Below are 12,293 nucleotides of genomic sequence, written 5' to 3' on the forward strand. Positions count from 1 at the left end.
CACGGGCCGGGCTTCACCGAGATGTGTGGCTGTCATCCGGGACCGTAGAAGTCGGCGCCCGGGAGCTCCCCTTGCCGAGAGTACGCAAGATCATATCGAAGATAACGATTCGGTAGCAGCGAAAACCGAGAAAAAGCGCAGGTAGCAGGCGCTTGGTATGAATTGCGCGATCTGCTTGTAATCGGCGCTCAGTGTTGCTCAACTCTCAGGCCGCGAACCAGCCCGGAGCGAAGCGGAGGGCAGATCAGACGCTGGCTTCGAACCGGATCTCGGCGATCGACGACTGGAACTGGCCCCCGTTGTTGGCGAGCTGGGTGATCCACACCAGCACGTAGCGGGCCGGCTGATCGGCCCGGACCGGGATCTCGGTGGTGCCGTCGCCGAGCACCGCCGACCCGATCAGCTGGGTCTGATCCAGGGTCGGCGAGGCGGTCGGCGAGGTGCGGATCTCGACCTGCGTTCCGGGCGAGGGCGATTCGATGATCACCTTGGTCAGCTTGCTGGGGCTGCCCAGGGTGGTCAGCACGCCCACGCCCTTCTTCAGGGCCGGGAACTGCTGGAAGTAGGCGTCGGTGCGCCAGGTGGTGGCCGGGTTGTTGTCCAGCACCGCCGCGACGCTGCCGACATTGTCCGGGGTGCCCTCCGGGGAGAACACCGTGGCGCCGGTGACCGGCACCGGCACCCCGCCGGTGGCCGGCGCGCTGGCCGGAGCCTGGGACGCGCCGGGGCTGGGCGGTGCCGTCGCCGAGGTGGTGAGGCCGATATTGCGCTGTTCGTTGAGCGGCGCGTTGGAGGAGCCGGGCGCGAAGACGCTCAGCAGCCACCAGATGATGACGCCGACCACCAGCGCGGCCAGCACGCCCAGACCGACCAGGATCCACATCATCCGCTGTGAGCGTTCTTTCTCGGCGGCGAGCAGTTCGGGATCGGCGAGGGTCTCGTCGGGTGCGCTGGGCGGCTTCTGACCCAGGCGCAGCACCGGGATGAAGTCGGTCTTCTGGTCCACCACCGACGCCTGCTCCAGCACGTGCTGGACGGTGGCGGCGGTGCGCACGCCCTTGTTGGACTCCAGCGACCGCACCGCGACCGCGGAGATCTCGAAGGGCACCTCGGGCCGGATGGTCCGGGGCTCCACCGGCGTTCCGTCCGGGCCGAAGTCGGCCAGCGGCAGGCCGCCGACGGTGGCCGCGCTGCCGGAGATGCCGCCGACCCGGATGGGCCAGTGCGCGGTCATGAGCGCGTAGAGCATGGCGCCCAGGCCCCGCACGTCGGACTGGGCGTCCGAGTCGGACAGCGTGCCCGGGAAGGCCAGCACGGCATCGCCGGCGGCGCTGATGCGCACCCGGTCCGGATGGTCGATGGACAGCGAACCGCCGCCGCGGTGTGCCATTTCGGCCGCGGCCGCCAGCGCCCGGACGGCGCGCGCGGCGCCGATCGGCGACGGCACGGTCTCGGCCATCTCCTTGAGCGAGCGGCCGGGGGTCCACTCGGCCACCACGATGCCGCCGGAGGAGCCGCGCACCACGTCCAGCACCCGGGCCAGACCGGGCGAGTTGATCCGGCCCAGGCGCAGCGTGCGGGACAGGATGGCCTGCGGTCCATCGTGTCCGGAGTTGTCGGTGGCCTGCTGATCGGCGTCGACGAAGGTGAGCGCGACCTCGCGGTCCAGTTTCACATCCAGGGCCTGCCAGAACTTCAGCCCGCGCGCGCCGCCGTGGCTGGCCAGCAGCCGGTACCGGCCGCCCGCCACCGACGCGCCGGGCGTCAGCTTGGGGCCGCGCTGGATGCGCTTGCTCGGCGATTCCACCCGCATGGGCGGCATCTGCGGCGAGATGGCCTCGTACACACCGGTTTCGGGACCGGCGTGGTCCTCCGCCTCCGGTAGGTGCTCGGGTTCCTCGTGGTCGCCGGGACCGCCGGAGCGGGCCGCGGATTCGGCTCGGCCACCGGGCTTTCCGCCGGCCGCGCCGGAGGGAGGGGTGTCCGTGGAGAGCCCGCCGCCCGCGGCCGTTGCGGATTCGGCGGCCGGGACACCGCCCGCCGCATCGTCGCTCACCCTCGTTCCTCCTTCGCCCTGGTGTGTCGAAGACCGATGTATCGGAGCCGGAACCGCTGCGTCGGCATCCGAAGTCGTGCGGAAGCCGCCGTCCGGTGTCCGTGCACTGTCCGGCGTGCCGGGGGAGCTGTCCGCGGACATGCCGGTTCGGGCAGTTGCGCTTGCCTGCCGAACAGGGTACGGGAACTCGGTCTTTTCGGTGAGATCAACCGCATCGGGCCGGATGACGGGCAGCACCATGGTCTGCGCGTCGAGGTACGGATCGAAGCGGTAGTAGTACGGCGCCGCCCGCAGGTCCGGTTTGGGCAGCAGCGTGGTCTCGTGGATGTCCTCGAGCGGGGTGCCGTCGAGGTCGAGATCCGGCGCGGGCGGGGTGATGCCGAGCCGGCGCGAGACCGCGACGGTGATGGCCACGATCTCGGGAATGCCGAGCAGGCGCATCAGGCCGAAGGCCACGCCGAACATGACGAGGGCGGTGAGGCCGACCCGCACCAGCGAGCCGATGCCGCCGAAGGACTCCGAAAGCCGGTGCAGTCCCAGCACCTTGTCCACGATGAGCAGGACCGCGCCACCGGCCAGCGAGGCCAGCACCACCCGCGTGATGGTGTGGCCGACGTTGGCCATGCGCAGATCGCCCAGGCTGCGGTGCAGCAGCCAGCCGCCGATGATGGCGCCGGTGACGAAGCCGAGCCCGCGGGCCACACCGAGGGCGATGACCACGTGGTCGGCGGAGAACAGGACCGGTGCCAATGCGGACAGCGTGATCTGCACGCTGGTGATGCCCAGAATGATCCAGGTAGGTGTCCACGCCTGCTCGCGAGCGTAGAAGACCCGCAGGTGAATCAGCACCAGCGCATAGGGAATCAGGTTGAACGCCGACCAGGACACCGCCTCGCCGAGTCGCGCGGCGTCGGCGCCGAAGCGGCCGTAGCCGTAGATCGCCTCGCCGATCTGGGGTCCGGCGAAGGTGAGGAAGGTGACGATGGGGATCAGCGCGATCATGGTCAGCCGGGTGGCCGCGCCCAGGTCGTCCACCACCGCCGGGGTGTCGTCGGCGGCGGCGTTGCGGCTCAGCCTCGGCATGATCGCGGTCAGCAGGGTGACGCCGAGCACGCCCCACGGCAGTTGCAGTAGCAGCCAGGCGTTCTGGTAGATGGTCGGACCCGCGACGTCGGCGTGCGAGGAGACGCGCAGTGTGAAGCTGAAACCGGCCTGGCTGATCAGGACGTAGAGCACGATGGCCGCCGCCATGCCGCCGAACTGCTTGAGACGCGCATCCAAGCCCCATAGGGGGCGTAGGTCGATGCCTTCCCGCCGGATCGCCGGCAGCAATGTCGCCACCTGGACCGCCACGCCGACGGTGGTGCCGATACCGAGTAACAGCAGCTTCGGTTCGCCCATCCGAATCGGATCGAGTGTGATCTCGCCCGGTGCCAGCGCGAACAGACCGAGCACCAGCAGGGCGACGCAGTTGTTGAGGACGGGTGCCCAGGCGCCGGGCTTGAACACCTGGTGGGTGTTCAGAATCGCCATGAGCAGCGCCGACATTCCGTACAGCAGCACCGCGGGAATCAGCATGTAGGTCAACGCGGTGGTGAGTCCGGAATTGACCTTGCTGTCGGCGGAGAGGAAGACGTGTTTTGTCAGTACCGGGGTGAGAATCAACGCGATGACCGTGCCCGTGCCCAACACGGTGACCGCCATGGTGAAGAGGCGGCGCACGAAGGCCGCGCCGCCGTCGGCGTCTTCACGCTCGGCGCGGACCAGTGTCGGCACGACGATGGCGGTCAGCACCGCGCCGAGTAGCAGCTCCGAGATCATGTTCGGAATCGAGCTGGCGATGGTGAAGGCACTGGCGATGGCCGGTCCGAGCACGGTCAGCAGCAGCGCCTGTTTGGCGAAACCGGTGATGCGGCTGATCAGGGTTGCGAGGGCGAGAGACCCGGTATCCCGGACCAGCTTGGCGTTGGAATTGTCGGCCTTCTCCGCCACCTGCGCGGCAGGGACGGTCGCGGTGCGCGACATCGCCTGGCGTTGCGGGCCGGTCGACGGAGCCTGGCGTTGCGGGCCGGTCGACGGAGCCTGGCGTTGCGGGCCGGTCGACGGAGCCTGGCGTTGCGGGCCGGTCGACGGAGCCGGGCGTGGGTTCGACATCGGCGGTGTCGGGTATCGCTGCGGGCCGGGGGTGGGCGGGCGGTTGCCCTCGCCGCCGGGGTGCCCCCAGTGGTAGCGCTCTTCGGCCGGAATGTGCCCGCCCGCCATGGGATCGGGTCGTCCCTGCTGGGGGCGGGGGCGGTGCATGATGGGCCCGGATTCGCCGGGCAGCGGCCCCTGCCGCTGCGGACCGGACGGTTTGGCCGGATACTGCTGTCCCGGGTATCCCTGCGGATTACCGGGAACCGCTCGCTGCTGTCCGGAGGCCGGGCCCTGCGGGCCGCGCGGGCCGGGGCGCGGCGCGCCGCGTTCCCACGGCGCCGACGGCGTGCGCCGCGGCGGCGGCCCGTCGGGTCCCTCTGGTCGGCCGGATGAGCGCGGCCCGCCGTACTCGCTCACCGTGCCTCCTGTCGTGTCTTGTCCCGCTTACCCGCGCGCCCCGCACTGTCGTCTCCGCCTCGGGGTTCGGGGTCGAACCCTTCGTCGGCCGGGTCGGCCTGTCCGCGGAAGCGGTGCCAGAGCCGGCGGCCGACCAGCAGGAGCAGCAGCGCACAGGCGCACGCAGTAATTATTGCCAACACCTGACCGTAAGCGTTGGACCGCACGGATACCGATACGGCATTGCCGAGCGGCACCCCGTCGGATGTGGTAAGCGCGATGGGAATGACCAGGTTTCGGCTGTCGGATACCTCGGTGGGGATCTGGAAGGACCGGTTCCCCTTGGCGGGCAGTTGCTGTTCGCCGATATCAGTGATGTTCGTCTCGGCCGGCGCGTCGATCTTGAAGCGCACCCGGATGGCCACCGGCAGGTCGTTGCGGGCCACCAGCAGCAGCGGACTCTGCTCGGAGGCGAGGGTGTAGACGCCGCCGGGCGGTAGCACCGTCACCGAACCGTAGAGGTTGTCCATGGTTTTGGTGGTCTGGTCGAGCCGGCGCTGGGCGTTGGTGTCCGCGGCGGCGGTCCCGGCCCGCCGGTCGGACAGCGAGAGCACCCGGATCAGGTCGTCGCGCAGCGGGGTGAGGAAGGCGCGCGGGCTGAGTTCCTGCTGCGGCACGTCCACCAGCGCGCTCATCAGTTCGGTGATTCGCTGGGCCTGCTGATGCACCGGTTCGGCGAAGTGGGCGGGCACCGCGTCGTCGGCGGCCTCGCTCGGGTAGTCGAGCTGGTAGCCCTGCGGATCCGGCTGCTGCGCAACCAGTTCGGTGAACGGCCGTGGCGTGGCCAGGCCGTTCTTCACCAGCAGGTCGAGTTGTCCCAGCACGGTGGAGGCTTCGTCCCGGTTGGCGCCCCACTGCTGCGGGGGCATCAGCAGCGCGGAGCGCGGGCGGCCGGGTTCCGGGTTGAGCGCGGTCCAGGCCATGGCCCCGAGCGCGTCCTGCAGTCGGGCGGCGCGGGAGTCGTTGGTGACCTCGTAGCGGACCTTGTCGGGGGTGAAAGGCGGTGTGGGCGGATTGGATCCGATGGCGGCCAGGGCGGTCGCGGCCCAGATGTCGAAGGTGGCGGCGTGCAGGGTGGCCGGCGCGGGTGGCGGGGCCGCGCCGGCGGCGGGCGGCAGGGTGATGTCGGCGAGGTTCACCATGTCGGGGGTGCCGGGTTCGGGGGCGGCGCCGCCCGGTGGGGTCTTGGCGGCGGTGAAGTTGGCGCGGTTGTCGCCGGTGGTCACGGTGTTGTCGGCGAGCAGGGTGGTGGTGAAGCCGTGATGCGCGAACAGGGTGGCGCCGTCGGTGTCGATGGTGCCGGCGTCCGGAACGGCCACGCCGCGTACCGATTTCACCGCGAGCAGGGAGTCGATCAGGTCGGCGGGCGCGTTGAGCGCGCGGTCGGCCAGCGTGACGTCGCCGGCGGCGGCCAGCGCGCTCGGGTCGACCTGCGCGAACGGCAGTGCCACCACGCACATTCCGGGTGCGAGGGCGCGCAGCCGTTCCAGCCATGCCTTGGCGGCGTGGCTGCCGGTGCCGGAGCGGGTCGGCCCGTCCGGATCCGAGGGGCTGGCCAGCACCCGGTAGTCCCTGGTCATGTCGGACACGGTGACGAGCAGGTCCGGGTCGACGGCCAGGCAGAGCGCGTTGACGAGGTTGCGGTCGCGCCCGCTGTCGGGTTTGACCACGCTCTCCAGGGCCGACAGCAGCTGGTCGAGTCGTCCGCCCTGCGCGAGTGAGGCGGCCAGGTCGTCGTCGGTGAGCAGCGCCTGCCCGTCGGGGGTGCCGGGCTGTCCGGCGACCAGGCGGGGCCGGTCGGCCAGCGGCCACAGCATGGTGGTGGCCACCGGCGGGGCGTCGACGGCGGGCGGAGCGGCCGATGCGAGCGCGTGTTTGGGGTCGGTGCCGGGGACGCCGAGGACGGGCAGCAGGAAGCGGGCGTCGTCGAGGCGGGCCTGCCCGCCGTACGCGGGCTGGCCGTTCACATTGAGCAGCAGCGGATAGACGCCGGGCGCGGTGATGTCGAGTGACGAGATGTCGCTGGGCAGATCGGTTCCCGCGCGCAGGGCGACGGTGAGGCTGAACTGTTTGCGCTGTCCCGGGGTCAATTGGTCCGAGACGTCCTGGAATTCGCCGTTGATGTCGTAGTTGACCTGGTCCAGGCGCAGGGTGGAGCGCAGGCCGCTGGGGCTGGTGACGGCCGCGCCGCGCTGGATGCGGATGCTGACGTCGTCCACCGGCCGGTCACCGATATTGGTGACGGTGCCCGACACCACGAAGTAGGGGTCGCTGGCGGCGGTGATGGTGGTGGGCGTCACCGAATCCAGGGACAGCTTCAGGAATTTCGGTCCGCTCGGCTGTCCGCTGCCGCTGCCGGTGGGTTCGGCGGCGGCAATGCGCGTGCCGATTCCGGGTCCGATTCCCAGCGTCGTGAGCACCGCCAGCATTACCGCGACGAGTGAAAGCAGCGTGCGCTGCGATCCCGCACGCGTCATTGTCTGCCGTTCTCCATCCGGTCGATCAGCCGGTTGGCGACCTCGGCCAGCCTGCGTTCGTCAGCGTAGGCGAGCCGGGAGTCTAGTTCGCTCAAGGGAACCCAGGCCACCTTGGTGACCTCGACGTCGGCGTCGGAGAGCTCACCGCCGAGTGAGCGCATCAGATAGTGGTGCACGGTCTTGTGTACCCGCCGGCCCTCGGTGACGAACCAGTAATCGATGCTGCCGAGTTCGGCGACCACGGTGCCGTGGATGCCGGTCTCCTCCTGCACCTCGCGAATGGCTGTCTGCTCGGCGGTCTCGCCCTCTTCGATGTGGCCCTTGGGCAGCGACCAGAGCAGTCGTCCGCGCCGGTCGGTGCGTCCGATGAGGGCGGCGCAGCGTTTGTCGCTGGGGCCGTCGAGGCCGTCCACCACCAGTCCGCCCGCGGAGGTTTCGCGGACCGTGCGCATACGAGGCTTGGCCGCACCGGTGGATTTCGCCGCAGTACCAGCCGAACCACGCCGCCGGGGCTGGCGGCGTCGACTGTTCGCGCGATCGGCCGGGGACACTGCGTCAGTCTATAGGTGAAGGCGGCCGCACCCGCCCCAGCGCGGTAGCTCCTATATATACAGAGCTCTCATAGCAGGTAGATACCGTTCGCCGGGCGGCACGCCGGGCCCTGTCCGTGGGTTTGGCGGCGGAGCCGTGAGGTCTGGTTCCCGGGGGTTCGGGGGGCGGAGCCCCTGAGAGCTACCGAGAGTTGGGTAGGCTTCCTTTTCGTGGTTTCGCCGAAGTCCGAGGAAGCAGCCGTGGAGGATCGTCGTACTCGCCTGCTGGCGGCGGCCGCGATAACGCTGGGACGGCTCTCGGATGTGCTGACTCCGCTGGGTGAACTGTTCGCCGCGCACGGCCATCAGCTGTATCTGGTCGGCGGTAGCGTGCGCGACGCGGTGCTCGGCCGGTTGGGCACCGATCTGGACTTCACCACCGATGCCCGCCCCGAGGTGGTGCAGGAGCTGATGCGCGGCTGGGCCGATCACCTGTGGGACACCGGCGGTCTGGCCTTCGGCACGGTGAGCGCGGCCAAGTCCGGGCAGCAGCTGGAGATCACCACCTTCCGCAGCGACGCCTACGACCGGGTCTCGCGCAATCCGGAGGTCACCTTCGGTGACACCCTCGAGGGTGATCTGGTGCGCCGCGATTTCACGGTGAACGCGATGGCGGTGCGCATCGGCGCGCTGGGCGAGCTGGAGTTCGTGGATCCGCTGAACGGCGTCGAGGCGCTGCTGGCCGGGGTGCTGGATACGCCTGCGCTGCCGCATGATTCGTTCCACGACGACCCGCTGCGCATGCTGCGCGCCGCGCGCTTCGTCGCGCAGCTGGGTTTCCGGCTGACGCCGCGGGTGCGGGCGGCGATCGTCGAGATGGCTCCGGAGATCGATCGCATCACGGCCGAGCGGGTGCGGGCGGAGCTCGATAAGCTGATCGGCGGCGAATACCCGACCGAGGGCATCGATGTCATGGTCGAGACCGGGCTGGCCGACCGGGTGCTGCCGGAGGTCCCGGCCATGCAGCTGGAGATCGACGAGCACCATCAGCACAAGGACGTCTACCAGCATTCGCTGACCGTGCTGCGTCAGGCCATCGACCAGGAGCAGGGCGATCCGGATCTGGTGCTGCGCTGGGCCGCCCTGCTGCACGACATCGGCAAGCCGCCGACCAAGCGCAATGAGCCCGGCGGCGGGGTCAGCTTCCATCATCACGAGGTGGTGGGCGCGAAGATGGTGCGAAAGCGCATGCGCGCCTTGAAGTATCCGAAGCAGTTCACCGAGGACGTGGCGCGGCTGGTGTACCTGCATCTGCGTTTCCACGGTTATGGCAAGGGGCAGTGGACCGATTCGGCGGTGCGCCGCTACGTGACCGACGGCGGTGAGCTGCTCCCCCGTCTGCACAAGCTGGTCCGCGCCGACTGCACCACCCGCAACAAGCGCCGCGCCGCCGCGCTGCGTTCGACCTACGACGATCTGGAGACCCGGATCGAACGCCTGCGGGAGCAGGAGGATCTGGAGCGGGTGCGCCCGGATCTGGACGGCAATTCGATCATGGAGCTGCTGGACCTGAAGCCGGGCCCGGATGTCGGCAAGGCATGGCGTTTCCTGAAGGAACTGCGCCTGGACCGTGGTCCGATGACGCGTGAAGAGGCCGAGGCGGCTCTGCTCGAATGGTGGCCGACCCAGCAGGTTCGATAGCCCCGGGAGTTGGGCTTCCCTAGAAGATGATCAGCGTCGTCCCCGTGACGATGGCCGAGCGGATCTGTGCGAGGTCGAACGAGCCGCTGATCGCGGGCAGGTCGGCGCTGAAGAACACGTGTTCCCCGACGTGTTCGGCCCGGCTGATGCGCGCCTCGCTGGGCAGCCCCGACAGCGGAATCGGGTTCAGCGTCGTGAATCGCCTGGGCGCGCGCACCTTTCGCCAGTGGGCGCGGTGCACCGTGATGGACAGGACGTTGTCGGTGATCTCGGCGGCGGCCAGCGCCCGGATACTGCGGCGCCGGTGGCGGGCCAGGATGAGCCCGTCGCCGGCGGGCTGCAGTTCCCAGTCGGGCTGCCAGGTGTTGATCCACTCCAGCAGTGCCGCAAGGGTTATCACGCCGGTGAGGTCGAGCTGTGAGGTCCGCAGCTTGGTGGGGACGCCGGGTATCAGCCGCACGCCGTGGGCGATGACGGTGAGTTCCTCGATGGGGTGGGTGTTCCAGATGAGCCCGGTGAGCACGGTTTTGGTCTGGAAGTGCGCTCCGCGCCGGCGCACCTTGAGCGTGCGGAGGGTGGCTCGCAGGTCGTGGCCGAGCAGGGTGGCGCTGACCTCCTGCCCGCCGAACTGGCTCAGGATGCCCTCCGACAGCAGCGTCATGAGGACGTCGGGCATGAGCGCGGTGACTGTCCCGGCTCCGAAGTCGGCGGCTGGTTCGAGCCAGGCGGTGGTGAAACTGGTCCACTGGTCCAGCCAGCTCTGATCGAACAAGCGTCTTCCGAGGTCCATACCCAGGTCTACCGCGCGCAGGGGCGACCAGGCCTTCGGATCGAAATACGTGGCCATGATTGCTTCGAGCGTACTGGGCGCCGGTGCGGGCGCCAGCGGCGCGAAAGTGAACTGGAACACCTTGCCGGCCGTTGATGTCCGCATCTACGGTTCGATTCGGTTGGTATTTCCGTATTTGCGGATCTATTCTGCTTGTCATGCCCGAAATTCGGATTCGTGACGCCGCCCAGCTGCTGGGCGTCAGCGACGACACCGTGCGCCGCTGGATCGATGGTGGCGTGCTGTCCGCGCGCAAGGACGAATCCGGTCGCCTGGTGGTGGATGGCAGGGAGCTCGCGGAATTGGCCGTCGAGCAGGCTCGCACTCCACAGACCCGGATGGCTAGTGCCAGTTCGGCACGCAATCGTTTTCCCGGATTGGTCACCAGGGTGGTGGCCGATACCGTGATGGCACAGGTGGAGATGCAATGCGGACCGTTCACAGTTGTGTCGTTGATGAGCAGCGAGTCGGTGCGCGAGCTGGGGCTGCAACCCGGCAGCGTGGCGTGGGCGAGCGTGAAGGCCACCACGGTGGTGGTGGAGACCGCCACGGAAACCGGTGGCGTGGCCTAGGTTCCAGATCCGGAGCGGCGCTCGCCGCGACCGCGGTGCTGGGCGTGGGTCTGCTGTCGGGCTGCGGTTCCTCCTCGGACAGCAGTGAGACCACGACGATCACGGTCTTCGCGGCCGCCTCGCTCAAGCAGGTGTTCACCCAGCTGGGCACCCAGTACGAGAGCGCGCACCACGGCACCAAGGTGACCTTCTCCTTCGCCGGTTCCTTGGATCTGGTGGCGCAGTTGAATCAGGGCGCGCCCGCCGACGTCTTCGCCTCCGCCGATCAGGCGAACATGGACAAGGCGGTGAAGGGCGGCCGGATCACCGACAAGCCCCAGACTTTCGCCACCAATGTCCTCACCATCGTGACGCCGCCGGGCAATCCGGCGCACATCGGTTCGCTGGCGGATCTGTCCAAGTCCGGGCTGCGCCTGGTGGTGTGCGCGCCGCAGGTGCCGTGCGGTTCGGCCACCAAGAAGGTGACCTCCGGTGCGGGCGTGTCGATTTCGCCGGTCAGCGAGGAGTCCTCGGTGACCGACGTGCTGGCCAAAGTGACCTCGGGGCAGGCCGATGCGGGCCTGGTCTACGTCACCGACGCGGCCGGTGCGGGTAACAAGGTGACGACGGTGAACTTCCCGGAGTCCGCGACCGCCGTGAACACCTATCCGATTGCCACCGTAGCGGATTCGAAGAACGCCGCGGCCGCCAAGGACTTCGTCACCCTGGTCACCGGGCCCGATGGGCAGCAGGCGTTGCAGCAGGCCGGTTTCGGACGGCCGTGATCAAGCCCCCGGTCTGGCTGCTGCTGCCGGCGGCCATCGGCTTCGTGCTGGTGGCCGGTCCGCTGGTGGCGCTGACCGGGGCGGTGGACTGGTCGCATTTCCTGGATCTGATCACCTCGGAGTCCTCGCGGGTGGCGCTGCTGCTGAGCCTGCGCACCTCCGTGGCGGCCGCCCTGCTGTGCGTGCTGCTGGGGGTGCCGATGGCCGCGGTGCTGGCCCGCTCGCGCTGGCGGGCGCTGCCGGTGCTGCGCGCACTGGTGTTGCTGCCCTTGGTATTACCGCCGGTGGTGGGTGGTCTGGCGCTGCTGTATCTGTTCGGGCGGAACGGGCTGGTGGGCCATCAGCTGGAGTCGCTCGGCATCCGCATCGCCTTCAGCACGACCGCGGTGGTGCTGGCGCAGACCTTCGTGGCGCTGCCGTTCCTGGTGATCACGCTGGAGGGTGCGATGCGTACGGCGGGCGACCGCTACGAACGGATCGCCGCCACCCTGGGTGCGCGGCCTTCGCTGGTGTGGTGGCGGGTGACCTTGCCGCTGCTGCGCCCCGCGCTGGTGTCGGGCACGATCCTGGCCTTCGCCCGCGCTCTGGGCGAGTTCGGCGCGACGCTCACCTTCGCGGGCAGCCTGCAGGGGAGGACCCGCACGCTGCCGCTGGAGATCTATCTGCAGCGCGAGTCCGATCCGGATGCCGCCGTGGCGCTTTCGCTGCTGCTGGTGCTGGTCGCGGCGGTGATCGTGCTGGTGGCCTACCGGCGGCCGGAGGCGCGCTAGCG

8 protein-coding genes are annotated in these 12,293 nt (G+C 69.4%); 4 read left to right on the forward strand and 4 right to left on the reverse strand.

Annotation, left to right across the window (positions count from 1 at the left end):
• Positions 1-244: 244 nt before the first annotated feature.
• From AB0L60_RS07990 to AB0L60_RS08000, 3 genes are all read right to left on the reverse strand, one after another.
• Positions 245-4,081: a lipid II flippase MurJ gene (locus AB0L60_RS07990; RefSeq protein WP_364609717.1), complete on the reverse strand. Its 3,837-nt coding sequence runs from the start codon at positions 4,079-4,081 to the stop codon at positions 245-247.
• 524 nt (positions 4,082-4,605) lie between these two features.
• A complete protein-coding gene (locus AB0L60_RS07995) occupies positions 4,606-7,125 on the reverse strand; it encodes a DUF6049 family protein (protein WP_364609054.1) in 2,520 nt (839 codons plus the stop codon).
• Complete coding sequence (locus AB0L60_RS08000) at positions 7,122-7,676, reverse strand: NUDIX hydrolase (RefSeq protein ID WP_354849043.1); 555 nt, start codon at positions 7,674-7,676, stop codon at positions 7,122-7,124. Before AB0L60_RS08000 ends, AB0L60_RS07995 begins: the two co-directional genes overlap by 4 nt.
• Positions 7,677-7,886: 210 nt before the next feature.
• On the opposite strand from AB0L60_RS08000, the gene AB0L60_RS08005 reads away from it, so the two are divergent.
• On the forward strand, positions 7,887-9,356 hold the full coding sequence (locus tag AB0L60_RS08005; RefSeq protein WP_364609057.1) for a CCA tRNA nucleotidyltransferase: 1,470 nt from the start codon (positions 7,887-7,889) through the stop codon (positions 9,354-9,356).
• A gap of 19 nt (positions 9,357-9,375) precedes the next feature.
• On the opposite strand, the gene AB0L60_RS08010 is transcribed toward AB0L60_RS08005, so the two are convergent.
• Positions 9,376-10,290 carry a hypothetical protein gene (locus tag AB0L60_RS08010; RefSeq protein ID WP_364609059.1) on the reverse strand — a complete coding sequence of 305 codons (915 nt, stop codon included), beginning with the start codon at positions 10,288-10,290 and terminating at the stop codon, positions 9,376-9,378.
• Positions 10,291-10,343: 53 nt separating this feature from the next.
• On the opposite strand from AB0L60_RS08010, the gene AB0L60_RS08015 reads away from it, so the two are divergent.
• Genes AB0L60_RS08015 through AB0L60_RS08025 form a run of 3 tightly spaced genes read left to right on the forward strand, consistent with a single transcriptional unit; the run spans position 10,344 to position 12,291 of the window.
• Positions 10,344-10,757, forward strand: coding sequence for a TOBE domain-containing protein (locus AB0L60_RS08015; protein ID WP_364609062.1), 414 nt, complete (start codon positions 10,344-10,346; stop codon positions 10,755-10,757).
• A gap of 44 nt (positions 10,758-10,801) precedes the next feature.
• Positions 10,802-11,521 carry a molybdate ABC transporter substrate-binding protein gene (gene modA, locus AB0L60_RS08020; RefSeq protein WP_364609064.1) on the forward strand — a complete coding sequence of 240 codons (720 nt, stop codon included), beginning with the start codon at positions 10,802-10,804 and terminating at the stop codon, positions 11,519-11,521.
• Complete coding sequence (locus tag AB0L60_RS08025) at positions 11,518-12,291, forward strand: ABC transporter permease (RefSeq protein WP_364609066.1); 774 nt, start codon at positions 11,518-11,520, stop codon at positions 12,289-12,291. The genes modA and AB0L60_RS08025 overlap by 4 nt, the downstream gene beginning before the upstream one ends.
• The last annotated feature ends 2 nt before the right edge of the window (positions 12,292-12,293 follow it).

The sequence above is a fragment of the Nocardia sp. NPDC051981 genome (assembly GCF_040680715.1).
GTDB lineage: Bacteria > Actinomycetota > Actinomycetes > Mycobacteriales > Mycobacteriaceae > Nocardia.